Consider the following 16,415-nt stretch of genomic DNA (forward strand, 5'->3'; position numbering starts at 1 on the left):
TTGCAGTCATGGACGCCGGGGGCGACTTTGTTTACTTCTTCTGCAGTATCGACCACTACTGTAGCCGAATGTAAGTAGAATCACTATAAAGTTACTGCAGCAGATCCCCGGCCCAGCGTCTTACTTGACTTGGTATCCAGTAAATCGCACGATGGGCGCCTACACGGACGTATTGGAAGGACTGAGTCGATGCTCGACCGAATCCGCGATCGGGCGATGACCGATCCCACCGGCACAGCCCTGGTGGACGACCGCACCATCACGACATGGCACGAGGTTCTGGGCATTCTCGAGTCCCTCGGCGAGCGGCTCATCGGTGTGGCCGGCGATCCTGACGAGCGCATTGCGGTGATCGGCGAGAACAACGTGGAAACCCTGCTCGCGCACGCCGCAGCCATCGGCCGCGGCGTAGGGCCGGTGGCGGTATCCCGCCAGCTCAAGGCGGGTGAGATGGCCGACCAGTTGATCGACTCCGGATCCGTCGCGGTGGTCACCGGACCTCTCGGCTTGCAATCGGCGACCGAAGCCGCCGGCAAGGCGAACTTGCGCGCCGTGATCGCACACAACGCACCCGCCGCTGACGGCGTTGTCACCTGGGCTGACTTTCTGGACTCTCCCACCACCTCGGGCGCCACAACCGCTCCCGATCAGCGACCCGCCCGGCCCCCGTTGGTCTACACATCGGGCACAACCGGGCGTGCTCGCGGAACCGAGGTGCACTGGCTGCCCGCGCCCGCGGCGAACGCCGCCGACTTCGCGTCGGCAGTCGCAGGCCGATCGGGATACCCGACGGGCACCCATCTGGTGGTCGGGCCCTTGCAACACAACGGACCGTTGACGTCGATTCGCCATCTGCTCTCCGGCCAACCGGTGGTGATCCTCGGCCGTTTCGATCCCGAGCGGACCTTGGAGTTGATCGAGACCCATCGGGTCACCTCCACGTTGATGGTGCCCACACACTTCCAGCGCCTGCTGGCCTTGCCCGAAGCCGTGCGAGATCGGTACGACGTCTCGAGCTTGCAGTATGTGGCGCATACGGGTTCGGCCTGTCCACCTGACGTGAAGCGCGCGATGATCGACTGGTTCGGGCCAGTACTCATCGAGTCGTACGGCGGCAGCGAGATCGGGACAGTGTGCAAGATCGACTCGGCGGAATGGCTGGAGCATCCACGCTCCGTCGGCCGGGCCGTGCCGCCGTTCGAAGCTGTTGTCGTGGGCGACGAGGGCACCGAACTCGAGCGCGGCACCGTCGGCGTACTGGGATTTCGTACCCCACCCGAACGCGGTGTGGTCTACCACGCTGACCCTGAAAAGACTGCTGCCGCTTACATTTTGCCCGGGGTCGCGACGCTTGGGGACGTCGGCTACGTGGACGACGACGGGTACGTCTTCATCACCGACCGGGTGGCCGACATGGTGGTGTCCGGCGGAGTGAACCTGTACCCGGCCGAGAGTGAGCGAGTGCTGCTGACCCATCCGGACGTCGCCGAGGTCGCCGTGATCGGTGTGCCGGACGGTGATCTCGGCGAGGCGCTCCTTGCGCTTGTTGTTCCCGTACAGGGTATTTCGCTGGACGTCGAGGCCCTCGCCGCGTTCGCCAAGGAGTCGATGGCCTCGTACAAGTGCCCCAAAAAATACGTGGTCGTCGACGAGCTGGCACGAAACGCGATGGGCAAACTCGACAAGAAGGCCCTGCGCGCCCCCTATTGGGCCACCGGCCGCACGATAGCGGGCTGAGTCACCTGTTCCTCCGTACGACCTTGATGCTCTTCGAAAGGCACCGATGATCGAGATCCTGTTCGTCCGGCATGGCCAACCCGTGTCGGGGGTTCGTGATCCCGTCCTGGCGCCCGAGGAGATCGCCGATGCCGGCAAACTCGCCGAATGGTTGCGACACGAGACGGTCGATGCGATCGTCTCCAGTCCTCTGGCCCGCGCGCGTGAAACCGCTGACACCATCGCAGCCGGGTTGGGCCGCGAGGTGGACCTTGTCCTCGAGGATCTTCGTGAGTGGGACGACGACATCAGCCCTGAAGACTATGTCGCCCTCGAAGACATGGAACCGGACGATCCCCGGCTACTCGCCGTGGCGGCCGGCCGGTTCGAAGACTATGTGCCGCAACTCGATCTGCCGAAGTTCCGTGCCCGCGCCAGGAGTGCGATGGAGCAGGTGATCGACCATTATGGATCGGGACGGGTTGTGGTGGTCGCCCACGGCGGCATCCTCAACGCAGCGATCGCGGACGTACTGGAGATGTCGAAGACGTTCTGGCACAACCCCGCCTACACCTCCGTGGCCCGGCTGCGCCGACTCGATTCCGGTGTCACCGTTGTTGATGCCATCAACGACACCGCCCACCTGCGTGGCACGGTGAACCCATGACACAGGTCGACAACACGGTCACCGCCGCCGCAGACACCACCGCCCCCGACACCATCGCCACAGCCAGCCAGATCATCCTGGTCCGCCATGGACTACCCGGAGGCCCCGCGGTGGCCGACCCCTCACTGGGCGCCGAGGGTGTCGCCCAAGCCCGGCGTCTCGCCGAATGGCTGAGGGCGGAGCCGGTGGCCCAGTTCGTCTCCAGCCACTACGCCCGAGCACACGAAACCGCACTGCTGGCAGCGCAGCCGCACGCACTGGAAGTGCACGTGGACAAGCGGCTTCGCGAATGGGACAGCGATCGCACCACATACGCCACGCCCGAGGCCATCGCGGCCACGCCACGGGGGAAAGCCTTCGCGGAGGGCCGATATGACGAGTTCATCCCCGACTACGACAAAGTCGCGACAGCGGCCCGCATGCGAGCGGCGGTGACCGAGGCAGCAGAGCGGGCACCAGGCCAGCTGACCGTCATCGTGTCCCACGGCGGCGTGATCAACACTCTGCTGACCGACATCCTGCAGGCCCCTTCACCGTTCTTCTTCAACCCCGGCTACACCTCGATGACCCGCGTCGCGGTGCTGCGGTCGGGCAGGTTTGTCATCCAATCCGTGAATGAGACCGCGCACCTGCGGGTTTAGCAGGTCAGCTGCGCCTGAGAACTCCGGCGAGCCCAACTCGGCGGGGATTGTCAGACCCCTCCGATACACTCGAACACATGTTCGGGGGGACAAAATCAGAGCAAGAACGGGCAACCGGAATCGTGGCCGCGGCGGTGTTGCGGCCCAATGAGCTGCTGCGTAACGCCGAGGCAGCGGTTGCAGGCCAGGCCTACTTGGAGTGGGCGCGTTACGACGCTGCCGCACAGATGCATCGGCAACTCGTCGAGCCACATGAGGACACGGCGGTTGCGCTGAGGGCGCTCGACCCATTCGCCGTCTGCGCGGCTCGCTTGGCAGCTGCGCAGCAGATCACACAGCAGGGTGCCGAGCACCACCTGTCGCGAGCATTGGCTCTGCGAGACCGGCTACCGGCAGTCAACGAACAACTGCGGCAAGGACGGGTTGCAGCGCATCACATCGCGACGATCGTCTCGAGGACCGACCTGATCGACGGGTCAGCGTTCATGGCCGGCATCGACCACGAGATAGCCGGCCACCTGCAACGACCCGGATCGTGGTCGAAGAACCGCATGCGAGACATGGTCGACGCCACGATATTTCGCCGTGACCCTGACCTCGTCCGGCACGATCGGGAAGACGCGAAGAACAAGCGCGGCGTGTGGTCGAACAACATCGAGCACGGAATGTCCGCCATCGACGCGGTCGCGAGCGCCGAAGAGACCGCCATGATCATGGCGCGCCTCGAGAAGCTGGCGATGTCGGTCTGCAAGGCCGATCCACGGCGCAAGTCCGACCGGATGGCCGACGCTCTGTTCGCAGTGGTGATGGCCCGCGAGTTCTACTGCCAGTGCCCCAACGACCCGAAGCACCCCTGCACAGCCAACATTCGTACGGTCCCGACCCACGAGGCGGTGGCTTCTGGGATCGACGTGAAGATCATTCTTCACGTGATCGCTGATCAAGCAACCGTCGACGGCAGCGCAGACAGCCCCGGATACCTCGCCGGACATGGAGTGATCAGTGGGGACCATGTACGCGACATCGCCACCAGACCTGAAATCGTCGCACGTCCTATGGGGAACGAGTACCGGGAGGTCGATCAGGCAGAAGCATCGGCCGATGTCGCTCACAATCAGGATGTCGACGATCCTCGTCTTGACGACGACACCTGGTTGGGTCGCGACCGCGAAACTCCCGATTTGATGGCCGACAAGCACGCAGTCCCGAACGCATTCGTGCCCGAACGCACGGACGCTGTGCCACGCGAGGCCGATGGCGAGTCGTCTGCGGGATCAGCCATGCCCCCTCCCCGCTCGGCACCACAATCTCCCGCATCTGCAGATGACCTCACCCCGCGGACGTTGTATCGCCGGGCGCCACACAGCATTCCGAGCGTCGACGTCGGAGGTACGCCGGACGCCGTCGAACCGCCTTATGTGCAGGCCGTTCCACTGCCTGTCGTACAACCAGGCGACTCGTACAGGCCATCCGCAGTCGCAGACAGCTACATACGCATCCGCGACTGCTATTGCACGTGGCCTGGCTGCGACCGCAAGGCCTGGGGTGCCGACCTCGACCACACGCACGAGTACAACCACGACAATCCAGTTGCCGGAGGGACCACCCACCCAGCTCACATGAAGGTCCTCTGCCGTTTCCACCATCTGCTCAAGACCTATTCAGACTGGCTCGACGACCAGCACCCGGACACGCGCAACGGTCGCACCCGGCTCGTCTTCACCACGCCTGAAGGGCGCACCTATCGCGGCCCAGCCTGGACCGGCGAAGACCTGTTCCCGGTGCTCGCGCGTCTCGTCTGGGACGCCGGCCCTGTGCCCCGCAGGCACCCATCGTCTCTGTCGCCACCATTCACGGACAGCCGACAGAAGACGCGTACCGCTGCCAAACATGCACGCCGTCAACAGGAGAGGGAACGAAACCGCCGTCGAAGTCAGGGGGCGGACGAGCTCGCTCCACCACCCTTCTGAGTTACTTGACAACGCCACCTGTTTGTTGGTTGACTGTCGATATTGAGACGCGCGTCACAGCGTGTGCGTCGTTCGCCAAGGGAGTCCCCCATGAGCACAGCCGGTTTGGTCGCGAGCAAGAAACTCGCCGAAAGGTACGCGGACGTTGTCCGCAGCCTCACGGCCGCCGAGTGGGATGCACCAAGCCGATGTGCCGGATGGTCAGTGAAAGACCTGGTGGCACACACGGGTTCGAACTTCAAGGTGATGGTGGATCCCCCGGCCGAGGACCCCGGAGCACCGACGCCATCCACCGCCGAGGAGATGCAGGAACTACTCGTGGCGCAACGCCGCGACTGGACCAGCATCCAGGTCGCCGACGAGTTCCTGAGCAACGCCGACGGCGCCATGGGCGTGCTGGAAATGATGCAACAAGACGGTGTGGCAAGTACCCCGATGACCATGACAGACCTGGGAACGTATCAGAGCCACCAACTTTCGGACGCCTTTGCGTTCGACATGTGGTGCCACATGTACGTGGATCTGCTGGCACCCGAAGGCCCGGTCACTCGCCCGGTCGCCGAAGCCGACAACGAGGTGCTGAGCGCTGCGATCGGCTGGATGTGGGACGGGCTGCCGCAGATGTGCAAGCCGGTCAGTTCGGTGCTCGACCGCCCGCTGGGCGTCCGTCTTTCCGGCCCGGGCGGCGGCGAGTGGACCCTTCGACCAGGTTCCGACCTGCTCGTCGTCGAGACCGGAATTGCCGACGCAGACACCGTGATCGCATCTACCGCAACGTCTTTTGTGATGTGGGGCACAACTCGCACACCCTGGCGTGACCACGTATCCATCGACGGTGACTCGGATTTCGCTGCGACCGTACTGGACACAGTCAACATCGTGTGACGTGCGACCCCCTGGGGTCCGAAACGGTTTGCCCGTGCGCAACGATGGGTACAGCGAGCGTGATCAACCGGGTTCTGCCCATGTGCCCGGTGATCTGACCCCGCTGCTGTCACTCACCCACCACTTTTAGGGCTCGCACATGGGATCCATCCGGAAACGCCGCTTCGCTGCGTGCACTTTTGTCGGCCTCGTCGGCGCAACACTCATCGGTGGAGGTATCGCCAACGGCGATCTGCCCATGAACCTGTCGATCTCTGGCCAGTCGTCGCTGGCGACGATCTCGTCGGGCACCGCACAGAACGTCACCCTGTTCGCCCGGGAGGTGGACACCACCACCGAGGGAAATCTGCCCAGCGCCGCCATCAGCATGGAGTCCGCGCAACTGACCGACGTGTGCCTCTCGACTGTGGCACACGGCCTTCCATTTATCGGTGACGTGACCATGTACATCCGGGTTCCGGGCAACAACACAACCGTGGACAACCTGGTTGTCGATGCCTCCTCCGTGGGAGGGTCCGTGAAGGCGGGACCGGCGCAGCTCGGACTCGACGTCTCCGCGACGGGTCAGGCCGAGGGCGTGATAACAGCCGGGAAGACGGCGGCGAACGCGACGATGACGCAAGCCCGCATCGACGTCATCTCCCTGAACGCCCGCGCGGTGTCGATGAAGAACTTCACCATCGACGTCGACAAGGGATCCACGACTTGCTGACCACGGAAAGTACTCAGACCCGACGCGCGCGATTCCGAACCTGGCGGACACAACGACCGTTCTGGGGCGCTACCTTGCTCATCCTGTCAGGTCTGTGCCTGCTGCTACCCGCCTACACGACCATCCACGTCGGCGACGTCCTTGTCACCATCAGCACCATCTCCGGGGTATCCACCCTGTTGCTCGGCGCGCTGATGTTGCTGTGCGGAGTGGCTTCGTTGTTGCGTCCGAGCGTGAAGTTGCCCGCGGGTGTCAGCGCCATGATCATCGCGCTGGTGGCACTACCGGCAGCCAACTTCGGCGGATTCATCATCGGAACGTTGCTGGGCATCGTGGGTGCGAGCCTGTTGTTGGCGTGGGCTAATGCCCCACGTTCACCGGTCTCGGCAGAAAGCGCGACCGACCGCCACGCGTAGGGCCGATCGTCGTCGGTTGTGGTCCTTCGGGCTGTCGTCACCGGTTGCGGTGTAGACGATGGCATTCTGCGCCCAGGTACTCGCCAGCGCGATAAGCATGGACCACAAGTCTTCCGCACCTACATCGTCGACGAGGATCCCGCGAGTCTGGCTTTCCGAGATCGCTTGGAGCACATCGGCATCACGGTTCGGTAGGTGTGCGAAGAGGGCGCCGGTGGGCGTGCGCTCCAACCTTGCCCATGACAACAACCGAACAAGATACGGGTCCTCGAGATACATGTCGTAAAGACGTACGGCGTACCCCGGGAGATCGTCCGCGTCAAACGGCACGGTGTCCACATCGGCATCAACACGCGCAGCAAAGACGGCGTCGAACAACTTGTCCTTGCTACCGAAGTAGCTGTAGATCTGCGACTTGTTGATCGGGGTGGTGGCAGCGATCCGGTCGACCCGGGCGCCGGCGATCCCGTAGGCCGCGAACTCCGCGGTGGCCGCAGCCAGTATTCGCCGCCTGGTCTCTGATGCGTCGCCCATGAACGCCCACTCTACCCAAAACCAACTCGTTGGTTGCCACGACGCAGGCGACCGCCTACTGTCGGATCCAACTGGTTGGTTGGTTATTGAGATGAGGACACATGCGAACAGTCACGGGCTATCGAGCGAGCACGACAACGTCAGGTCTCGAACCCTTCCGCTTCGAGAGGCGAGAGCTCAGGGATGACGATGTCGCGGTACAGGTCACGTTCTGCGGGGTCTGTCATACCGACCTGCACGCGGTGCGCAACTCTGCGCCCGACCGGGACTCGTCCCCCGTGGTCCCCGGTCACGAGTTCGTCGGGACAGTCACCGCGGTGGGAGGGGCGGTCACCGCATTCGAAGTGGGCGATGGGGTTGCGGTGGGCAACATCGTCGACTCGTGCGGAGACTGCGACATGTGCGGGGTGGGTCAGGAGAACTTCTGCCGAAACTATCCGACCTTGACCTATGGGGGCACCGACCGACGTGACGGTTCGACAACCTTGGGTGCGTACTCCACCGAGTACGTTGTGCGCGACCGCTTTGTCTACCACCGTCCTTCGCTCCTCGACCCCGCAGCAGTGGCGCCTCTGATGTGCGCGGGTATCACGGTGTGGGAACCGTTGCGCAGCAACTCTGTCGGTCCGGGCATGTCGGTCGGTGTGGTGGGAGCCGGCGGCCTCGGCCACATGGCCGTCAAGTTGGCGAATGCGCTCGGCGCCGAGGTCACGGTGTTCACGACGTCAACCGGAAAGGCCGAGGACGCTTCTCGGCTCGGCGCCCACCGCGTGGTGATCTCGACCGATTCCGCCTCGATGGCGGAGATGACCGGGAAGCTCGACCTCATCATCGACTGCGTGCCGGTGGAGCACGACCCGGCCCCGTATCTCCGCTGCCTCGCTCTGGACGGAACCCTCTGCGTGGTGGGGCATCTCGGGCCGATGACGGTTGACACCGTCGACCTACTGATCGGCCGCAAGAGCCTCTCCTCTGCGGGCAGCGGCGGCCGCAGACACACGCAGGACCTGCTCGACTTCTGCGGTGAGTACAACATCACCGCAGATGTCGAAGTGCTGCCTTCACGCCAGGTGAACGAGGCATTGGAGCGGTTGTCTCGCAACGATGTGCGTTACCGATTTGTCCTCGACATGGCCGATACCGCCGAATTCAGCCGAGGCTGACCAACATCTTGCCGACGTTTCCGCCGCCGAGCATCGACAGGAAAGCGCCCACGGCGTTGTCCAGACCGGCGTAGATGGTGGATTCGGCGACCAGTTCGCCCGCCGCAAGCCAGCCGACAACCCGATCCTCGAACTCGGCCCTCAGATCTTCGTGGTCACGGACGATGAAGCCACGCAGGGTGATTCGCTTCAGGATGGCGTTCATCAACACGTCGATGGCCGGACGGTCCGGACCTCCGTTGGAGATCATCCCGCACAACGCAACTCGGCCTCCGACCTTCAGAGACGACAGTGCGGCGACAAGATGGTCTCCACCGACGTTGTCGAAGTAGAGGTCGATGCCATCGGGAGCCGCGGCCCCCAGAGCCGAACCGACCGGCTCTCTGCGATAGTCGATGCCCGCGTCGAAGCCGAGATCCTCTGTGAGCCTCGTCGCTTTCGCCGGGCCTCCCGCGCTGCCGATCACGGTGCGCGCACCCATCAATCGGGCGAACTGCCCGGCTGTGCTGCCGACCGCACCGGCGGCAGCCGAGACGAAGACGTCGTCGCCCGGACGTAACTCGCCCGCGCGGACCAAACCTGCGTAAGCGGTGAAACCTGTTTGCCCCAGCGCCCCGAGCCAGTGGTGCAGTTCGACCCCCCGGGGTTCGATGACCGCCGCGGCGGAAGCGTCGACCACGGCGTGTTCGCGCCAGCCCAACCGGTGGCGAACGTACGACCCGTTCGGGATCAGGCTGTTCCCGGCAACCACCACACCCAGCGCCGAGCCGTCCAGCGGGGCATCGACCTGGAAGTTGGTGGTGTAGTGCATCTCCGAAGTCCCCAGACGGCCCCGCATCGACGGGTCGACACTCATGAACAGGTTCTGCACCAGCACCTGATCGCCCGAGATCTCGGGTACCGCCGTCTCACGAACCTCAAAATGCTCTGGACGGGGCTCCCCGTCTGCCGGCCGCTCCTTCAAGAAGACCGCCCGCGTGGTGGTGATGACACCGCTGCTCACGGCAGCTCCAGGATTGTTACCGTGCCCTTGGAGCCATCGACCTCGACCAGCGCGCCGTCCGGGATCCGTCGGGTGGCAGCGGGAACGCCCGCTGTGCAGGCGATTCCGAGCTCGCGGCTGACGATCATGGCGTGCGAACCCATGGCACCCACGTCGGTGATCGCACCGGCCGACACCATGAAGAGCGGAGTCCACGACGGATCGGTCTGCGGCGCGACGAGGATCTCGCCGACCTCGAACGTATCGAGTGCGTCCATCGAGGTGATGACGCGGGTGCGCCCGGTGGTGATGCCCGGAGAAGCACCCGAACCCTGCAGCACGTCACCCACTTTCACACCCTCGACGACCGATTCGCCCTTGCGCTTGAGACCCGACAACGGGGGCATCGGCTCCCGGGTGTCAAGGAACGTCGGCAGTTCCAGTCCGAACAGCTCGCGCCATTGCCGGTGCCGGCCGGCCAGTGTTCGTGTCATCGACTCCGGCGCGCTGGCCAGGGCGTCGAGCTCGTCGTCGACTGCCATGAAGACGTGGTCGGGCGACTCGAGATGACCCTGCGCGTGCAGACGTCGACCCAACTCGACCAGCGGGACACGTGCCTCGTGCAACACCTTGATGCAGTTGGTCTTTGCCCGTTCACGCCACGCTGCGAACCGCCGGGCCGATGCGACCGCAGCGTCGAGAGTCGCGAGTGCCTCGGCGTCGTCACCCACGATGGCCCGGGCACGCGCCAACGCGTCGTCGGTGGCGGACGCATGTTCCGACAGCCGGGCGGCGGGTGATGCCGAATCGTCTTGCAGCCGGAGGCGATCGATCAGTGAGAAGACCAGGTCGGGCTTGGTCTCCCAGGAGACCGAACCGAGGTCCCACTCGTTCGGTCCTCGGTATCCGAAGTCGAGGAGGAACTGCTCGAGCGACGCGTCGAACTTCGGATCGATGCCGGCGATCCGCGCACCCACCCCGGCGACGCCGCCGTCGAAGGCCGCCATCAGCTGCTCGTCGGCGCGGACGAGGCGGCCGAGCTCCCACAACGCATACGACGGCAGGGCCGAATCGACGTCGCCGGCCGAACCGACAAGCGTCACGATGAGGTCCTGATGATCGGCACCCAGCAGTTGGCCGAGCACGGCGGGGCCGACAGCGGCGCAGTTGGTGGCCACCACCTCGCCACGCCAGGCGACCCGCTCCAGCGGCATCACCGAACGTGCTCGCGCGACGAGGGCCGCGGGGGTCAGCGACGCGAGATCGGGCCGCTCGGTGCGCAGTCGGTCCGCGAGCGTTCGATCTTCCTCCAATTCCGGGAAGGTTTCTGTAGAGAGCGCCCAGGCATTGCGGTCGGCCAGACGGCGGCTGGCGTCTGCGTTCTCGTCGTCCGGATGTCCGACGTAGGCGGGGATGTCGGGGTCGCCGCCGTACCAGAGCTGGTCTACCAACTCCACCGGCAGTCCACCGCGGATCCCGACGAGCCGCGACATCGAGAGGTTGATGTACAGGTGGCCGTAGAAGATGCCGGATGACGCGGCCACATCAGGCTTCTCTGCCAGTGAATAGCTGCCCAAGCTGGCGTAACCGAAGTTCCAACCGGGCAAGATGTTCTGGATCCATCCGAGATCGGCGCCCAGCGGGGTGATCGGATCGGACAGCACGTCGCTGGCGTTCAGCCGGGTGTACACGGGCAGGCGGTTGCTGGGATCGGTATCGACCAGCCAACGTTCTTCGGTCATCTCATCTCGACTCTTAGATAGTTTCTATATTTTGGATGCAGTACGGTGTGTGACATGTAACACTGTACTGAGACTGTAGACGAATACAAGTAACTTGTCTGCACTCAACCGACCGTTGGTTCAAGGGAGATTTGATGAAGCTGCAAGACAAGGTCGTCGCCATCACCGGCGGTACTCAGGGCATTGGACGAGGGATCGCCGAGGCGGCTCTCGCCGAGGGCGCCAAGGTGGCGCTCAACGGACGGTCGGCCGAGAAGGGCGAGAAGGCACTGGCCGATCTCGGAGTCGGCGAGCGAGCCGCGTTCTTCCCCGGCGACGTGACCGTACAGGCGGACGTCGAGGACTTCATCGAGCAGACGGTCGCCACGTTCGGACGCATCGACGTGCTGGTCAACAATGCCGGTGGCGCCAAAGATCTTCAGCCCACCGCCAAGCTCACCGATGACGAGTGGAACCTGGTGATGAACTGGAACCTCAACGCCAACTTCTGGGCCACCCGCCGCGCGCTGCAGCACATGCTCCCGGCCAAGTACGGACGCATCATCAACATCTCGTCGGTGGAGGGCAAGCAGGGTAAGCCTGTGTTCACCGCCTACGTCGCCGCCAAGCACGCGATCAACGGGATGACCAAATCGATCGCTCGGGAGGTGGGCACCGAAGGCATCACCGTGAACGCGATCTGCCCGGGCCTTGTGATCACCGACATCATCAAGGACAACGGCCCCGCCACCGCCGAAGCGATGGGTATGTCGTTCGAAGAGATGGTTGCCCTGTTCGCCGAGGAGTCGGCGATCAAGCGGCCCAATACAGTCGAGGAAGTTGCCGCGATGGCGATGCTGCTCGCCTCGGACGCGGGTGCCGGAATCACCGGGGCGCTGCTCAGCGTCGACGGCGGCACCGCGTCCTACTGACTTCACCGGACTTCGCCGGACTTCTCCGACCACGGAGGAGAGACAACCCACCGGTCGAGCCGCACATCGACCGGTGGGTTCACTGTCCGATAGACCCGCGCCACCTCTGCGGTGTGACCTACGATTGCTCATCATGGACACACCCACGGCGCCTGTCGGCCACCGATGATCGGCCGCATCCGAAACCGCGCCGAGTTCCATCCCGACCTGCGCTTGGCATCGATGCTGTTGCCGCCTCGACTGGTCAGCCGTCGGACCTTGCCGGTCATGCGGAAATTGAGGACCATCCTCCCCTCGGCGGAAGATGTGGAAGTTCACCAGCTCGAGTCAGGCGCCTCTGCGCGGGTGTTCAGGCATCCGGGTACCGGCGCACCATCGCCTGCACTTCTGTGGATACACGGTGGCGGATACGTCATCGGTGCAGCCGCGCAGGACGACGGCCTCTGCCGTGCCTTCGCCGAGAAGCTCGCCGCGACAGTGGTTTCCGTGGACTATCGGCTGGCTCCGGACAATCCGTATCCTGCCGCACTCGACGACTGCGACGCCACCCTGGAATGGATGGCCACTCAGCCGGACATCGACCCTGCCAACATCGCAATCGGTGGGGCCAGCGCAGGAGGTGGGCTGGCGGCGGCACTGGCGTTGCGTGCTGCCGACCGCGGCGGGATCAGCCCGGTGCTGCAGCTCCTGTCGTATCCAATGCTCGACGACCGCTCCGAGACACCTGATCGACATCATCGGCTGTGGGACGCGCAGAGCAATCGTTTCGGCTGGCAGAGCTACCTCGGCGACGCCGATCCGGTGACGGCGGTGCCGGCACGTCGCGAGAACCTCAGCGGCGTCGCGCCGGCATGGATCGGGGTCGGCACACTCGATCTGTTCTTCGACGAGGACAAGAGGTACGCCGAGCGCCTTGAGGAAGCCGGCGTGCCGTGTGAGTTCGTCACCGTACCGGGCGCCTTCCACGGGTTCGATCTGGTGGCGCGGCGCGCAGAGGTGTCCAGGACGTACTTCGGATCGCAATGTGATGCTCTGAGAAGAGCTTTCGCAGGTTAGGCAGGCTCCGGGCTGATCAGCCCGGTGATGGCCCATTCGAGGCACCGCGCCAGGATGGTGTCGAATTGGGGTACCACCCAGCTGCCCCGGTCCACCTTGCCGAGGTCGTCGATGCCCAGGTCCTGTACGTCGAATCGTCCCCGGCAGTGACCGAGAGTGAAGTAGCAGACCGTTCCATCGCCGTGGTCCTTGAGGTACAAGACGGGCCGGGGCTCGTCCACACTGGTGTGCCCTTCCTCGAAACCCGTTGATGCACCGACGAACCGGGTGTGCGCCAGCACCTGAATGGGTGGGTGCAGTTCGCTGATGTACAACTCGTCGGTCACCTCGAACGGTTCTACGTCGGCCACGAACGGGTGGTCAGGATCGGTGATCTCGACGAGGTACGGCGCGATCGGCGGGTGTCCCAGGAACTGACTGCCGATCACAGCCGGCAGGTCACCCATCGACCTGGGGGTCACGTACTTACTCGGACTTCCCGGCGCCGTCGGCTCGATCGCCGCGTTGGTCCCGTGCAGGGCGAGCCATCTCCCGCCGCGTCCGACGAAGTCGATCAGTGCTTGTTGCTGGCCGACGTCGGGAACCACGTTGCACGTATAGGTGATCAGCAGGTCCGCCGAGTCGATCGCTTCGAGACAGTCGTAGTTCTCGAAGACGCGGGTACGCACGTGCTCGTAGTCCGCCAAGGCCGAAAGCAGTTGCAGGCGAGCATAGTCGAAGTCGTGCCATTGGCCACCACACACCAGTACCGCGTCGATACGGCCCGAGGGTCCGGACATGTGTTCCTCTTTCCGCGTGAACCGGTACAAGGTTCAGCCGTGTGCGTGCAGTGCCTTGCCCGCCAACGCGAGATGGGCCTCACCGAGCGCTTCGGCCTGTGTGGGATGCGCGTGGATCAACTGGGCGACATCGCCGGCCGTCGCTTCCCAGTTGTAGATGAGTTGCGCTTCACCGATGAGCTCCCCGACGCGGGCACCAACCATGTGGATACCGACAACCGGTCCGTTCTCGCCGGCGCGCACGAGCTTGATCCCACCTGTCGTGCGCAGGATCCGGCTCTTGCCGTTGCCACCGAGATCGTAGACGGCCGTGAAGACCTCACCGTATTTCTCGGCTGCCTCCGACTCCGTCAGGCCTACCGATGCCACTTCCGGGTTCGAGTACGTCACCCGGGGAATTCCCTTGTCCGCGATGGGCATCGCGTCCAGTCCGGCGAGTTGCTCGGCCACCATGATGCCCTGGGCAAAGCCGCGATGCGCCAACTGCGGCCCGGGCACGATGTCCCCCACCGCGAACACACCTGGCACGCCGGTCTGCAACAACTCATCGGTGATCACCCACCCGCGGTCGACTTCGATGCCGGCCTCTTCGAACCCCAGCCCGGCAGTCCGTGGACCCCGTCCCACCGACACCAGCAGCAGATCCGCGCTGACGTGCCTGCCGTCGGCCAACTCGACGTCGACGCCGCCGTCGGCGTCCGTGGTCACGGATGCAAAAGCGGTACCCGTCAGGCTCTTGATGCCTCGTTTGCGAAATGCGCGCTCGACCTGCTTCGAGCTCCACTCGTCTTCGGTGGGCAGCAGGCGCGGAGCAGCTTCCACGATGGTCATCTCGGTGCCCAGAGATGCCCAGACACTGGCGAACTCGCATCCGATGACACCACCGCCGAGAACCACCACCCGGTCGGGAACGGAGTCGAGTTCGAGTGCCCGGTCACTGGTCATCACGGGCCCTCCGAGCTCGAGTCCGGGCAGGCTCCTGGCCTGCGAACCTGTCGCGAGCACCAGTGCCTCTCCGCGGTATCGGGCACGCCCACCCGCGGCGAGTTCGACTTCGACCGTACGGTCGGCGACCACTCGGCCGTAGCCGGCGACAACCTCGATACCACGCGAGGCGACCAAGCCCTGGAGCCCGCGATAGAGGCCGGCGATGACATCGTTCTTGTAGCCGTTGACGGCACTCATGTCGATGCCGTCGAGGGTGGCCTTGATGCCGAAGTCGTGGGCTTCGCGCACCGAGTCGGCCACCTCGGCCGCGTGCAGCAACGCCTTGGTGGGGATGCACCCGTTGTGAAGGCATGTGCCGCCGAGTTTTCCGGCTTCGACGAGTACCACCGACATGCCCAGCTGCGCCGCACGCAGGGCGCACGCATAGCCGCCGGATCCGCCACCGAGGATGACCACGTCGGCCGGCTGGTCATTGTTGTCACTACTGGTCATGTCGTTTTCCGCTCGCCGAGATGTCGATCAGAAGTCGAAGCGGTTCGTGAATCCGCCGTCGACGACCAGGTTGGTTCCGGTGATGTGGCCGGCAGCGGGGGATGCCAAGAACACCACAGCGTTCGCGACGTCCTCGGCCGAACCGAGTTTGCCCATCGCCGCGGCCTCGAGCGCACCCTCATAGAGAGCCGGGCGACTGGCCTTGATGGTGTCCCACGCGCCGCCTTCGAAGAAGATCGGCCCCGGCGACACCGAGTTGACGCGGATACCCTTGGGACCGAGTGCTTTTGCCTGTGCTGAAGCATGCTGCAAGGCGGCCGCCTTCAGTGCGCCGTAACTGTTGGCCGTGGTGATCGGGCCGGCCTCGAGAGCCGAGGTGGTCGCGATGGCGACCACGGCGGCCGCCTCGCTGTCCTCCAGATGACCGGAGGTCGATTCGATGAAGTTGACCAGGCTCATCAGGTCCACGTTGAAGCTGTTCACCCACGCCTGCGGGCCTTTGCCGGTGGCGGCAGAGGCGTTGACGATCACGATGTCGATGCCGCCGAGGGCTTCTGCGGATGCATCGACAAACGACTTGACCGACTCACTGTCACCGACGTCGACCGCCTTGTGGAAAACCGTTCCGTACTCGGACAATTCGGCCGCGACCTCATCGAGGTGTTCCTGACCGCGCGCACAGATTCCGACGGAGGCGCCCTCGTTCAGCAGGGTCCGGGTGATGGCCAGGCCGATGCCGCGGCTCGCACCACTGACGATTGCGCGCTTGCCCTTGAGGTTCAGATCCATTGTTACTCCTTG

At 64.5% G+C, this 16,415-nt stretch carries 17 protein-coding genes; 10 read left to right on the forward strand and 7 right to left on the reverse strand.

The features are described 5' to 3' along the window. The first annotated feature begins 189 nt into the window (after positions 1-189). The 7 genes from MVA47_RS03065 (at position 190) to MVA47_RS03095 (ending at position 7,007) form a co-directional block, all read left to right on the forward strand. Positions 190-1,737 carry an AMP-binding protein gene (locus tag MVA47_RS03065; protein WP_247206623.1) on the forward strand — a complete coding sequence of 516 codons (1,548 nt, stop codon included), beginning with the start codon at positions 190-192 and terminating at the stop codon, positions 1,735-1,737. A 46-nt stretch (positions 1,738-1,783) separates the two neighbouring features. Then, positions 1,784-2,383 carry a histidine phosphatase family protein gene (locus tag MVA47_RS03070; protein ID WP_247206624.1) on the forward strand — a complete coding sequence of 200 codons (600 nt, stop codon included), beginning with the start codon at positions 1,784-1,786 and terminating at the stop codon, positions 2,381-2,383. Next, positions 2,380-3,024 (forward strand): histidine phosphatase family protein, encoded by a 645-nt coding sequence (locus MVA47_RS03075; RefSeq protein WP_247206625.1) that lies wholly within the window; start codon positions 2,380-2,382, stop codon positions 3,022-3,024. The genes MVA47_RS03070 and MVA47_RS03075 overlap by 4 nt, the downstream gene beginning before the upstream one ends. A 77-nt stretch (positions 3,025-3,101) precedes the next feature. Next, positions 3,102-4,994: an HNH endonuclease signature motif containing protein gene (locus tag MVA47_RS03080; protein WP_247206626.1), complete on the forward strand. Its 1,893-nt coding sequence runs from the start codon at positions 3,102-3,104 to the stop codon at positions 4,992-4,994. A gap of 90 nt (positions 4,995-5,084) precedes the next feature. Next, a complete protein-coding gene (locus MVA47_RS03085) occupies positions 5,085-5,879 on the forward strand; it encodes a maleylpyruvate isomerase family mycothiol-dependent enzyme (protein WP_247206627.1) in 795 nt (264 codons plus the stop codon). Positions 5,880-6,018: 139 nt separating this feature from the next. Then, on the forward strand, positions 6,019-6,591 hold the full coding sequence (locus MVA47_RS03090; RefSeq protein WP_247206628.1) for a DUF6230 family protein: 573 nt from the start codon (positions 6,019-6,021) through the stop codon (positions 6,589-6,591). Continuing rightward, positions 6,585-7,007, forward strand: a complete 423-nt coding sequence (locus tag MVA47_RS03095; protein ID WP_281504634.1) for a DUF6114 domain-containing protein — start codon at positions 6,585-6,587, stop codon at positions 7,005-7,007. The genes MVA47_RS03090 and MVA47_RS03095 overlap by 7 nt, the downstream gene beginning before the upstream one ends. Here the strand turns inward: MVA47_RS03095 and MVA47_RS03100 are convergent. Beyond that, positions 6,966-7,541 carry a TetR family transcriptional regulator gene (locus tag MVA47_RS03100; protein WP_247206630.1) on the reverse strand — a complete coding sequence of 192 codons (576 nt, stop codon included), beginning with the start codon at positions 7,539-7,541 and terminating at the stop codon, positions 6,966-6,968. The genes MVA47_RS03095 and MVA47_RS03100 overlap by 42 nt on opposite strands. Positions 7,542-7,642: 101 nt before the next feature. On the opposite strand from MVA47_RS03100, the gene MVA47_RS03105 reads away from it, so the two are divergent. Beyond that, positions 7,643-8,704 carry an NAD(P)-dependent alcohol dehydrogenase gene (locus MVA47_RS03105; RefSeq protein ID WP_247206631.1) on the forward strand — a complete coding sequence of 354 codons (1,062 nt, stop codon included), beginning with the start codon at positions 7,643-7,645 and terminating at the stop codon, positions 8,702-8,704. Here MVA47_RS03105 and MVA47_RS03110 read toward each other — a convergent pair. Further along, positions 8,691-9,707, reverse strand: a complete 1,017-nt coding sequence (locus MVA47_RS03110; RefSeq protein WP_247206632.1) for an NADP-dependent oxidoreductase — start codon at positions 9,705-9,707, stop codon at positions 8,691-8,693. The two genes, MVA47_RS03105 and MVA47_RS03110, sit on opposite strands and share 14 nt — an antisense overlap. Next, positions 9,704-11,428, reverse strand: a complete 1,725-nt coding sequence (locus tag MVA47_RS03115) for a PEP-utilizing enzyme (RefSeq protein ID WP_247206633.1) — start codon at positions 11,426-11,428, stop codon at positions 9,704-9,706. Before MVA47_RS03115 ends, MVA47_RS03110 begins: the two co-directional genes overlap by 4 nt. Before the next feature lie 134 nt (positions 11,429-11,562). Between MVA47_RS03115 and MVA47_RS03120 the strand changes: the two genes are divergently transcribed. Further along, on the forward strand, positions 11,563-12,339 hold the full coding sequence (locus MVA47_RS03120; protein ID WP_247206634.1) for an SDR family NAD(P)-dependent oxidoreductase: 777 nt from the start codon (positions 11,563-11,565) through the stop codon (positions 12,337-12,339). A gap of 131 nt (positions 12,340-12,470) precedes the next feature. On the opposite strand, the gene MVA47_RS03125 is transcribed toward MVA47_RS03120, so the two are convergent. Next, complete coding sequence (locus tag MVA47_RS03125; protein WP_247211084.1) at positions 12,471-12,608, reverse strand: hypothetical protein; 138 nt, start codon at positions 12,606-12,608, stop codon at positions 12,471-12,473. Here MVA47_RS03125 and MVA47_RS03130 point away from each other — a divergent pair. Beyond that, positions 12,562-13,395 (forward strand): alpha/beta hydrolase, encoded by an 834-nt coding sequence (locus tag MVA47_RS03130; RefSeq protein WP_247210546.1) that lies wholly within the window; start codon positions 12,562-12,564, stop codon positions 13,393-13,395. The two genes, MVA47_RS03125 and MVA47_RS03130, sit on opposite strands and share 47 nt — an antisense overlap. Here MVA47_RS03130 and MVA47_RS03135 read toward each other — a convergent pair. The 3 genes from MVA47_RS03135 to MVA47_RS03145 are packed head-to-tail and all read right to left on the reverse strand — an operon-like array spanning position 13,392 to position 16,403. After that, positions 13,392-14,174 (reverse strand): ThuA domain-containing protein, encoded by a 783-nt coding sequence (locus MVA47_RS03135; protein WP_247206635.1) that lies wholly within the window; start codon positions 14,172-14,174, stop codon positions 13,392-13,394. The genes MVA47_RS03130 and MVA47_RS03135 overlap by 4 nt on opposite strands. Before the next feature lie 33 nt (positions 14,175-14,207). Then, positions 14,208-15,614 (reverse strand): dihydrolipoyl dehydrogenase, encoded by a 1,407-nt coding sequence (gene lpdA / locus MVA47_RS03140; RefSeq protein WP_247206636.1) that lies wholly within the window; start codon positions 15,612-15,614, stop codon positions 14,208-14,210. Positions 15,615-15,641: 27 nt separating this feature from the next. After that, positions 15,642-16,403: an SDR family NAD(P)-dependent oxidoreductase gene (locus MVA47_RS03145; protein ID WP_247206637.1), complete on the reverse strand. Its 762-nt coding sequence runs from the start codon at positions 16,401-16,403 to the stop codon at positions 15,642-15,644. Positions 16,404-16,415: the final 12 nt, after the last annotated feature.

Origin of the sequence: Williamsia sp. DF01-3, assembly GCF_023051145.1 — a bacterium.
Taxonomy (GTDB): Bacteria; Actinomycetota; Actinomycetes; order Mycobacteriales; family Mycobacteriaceae; genus Williamsia.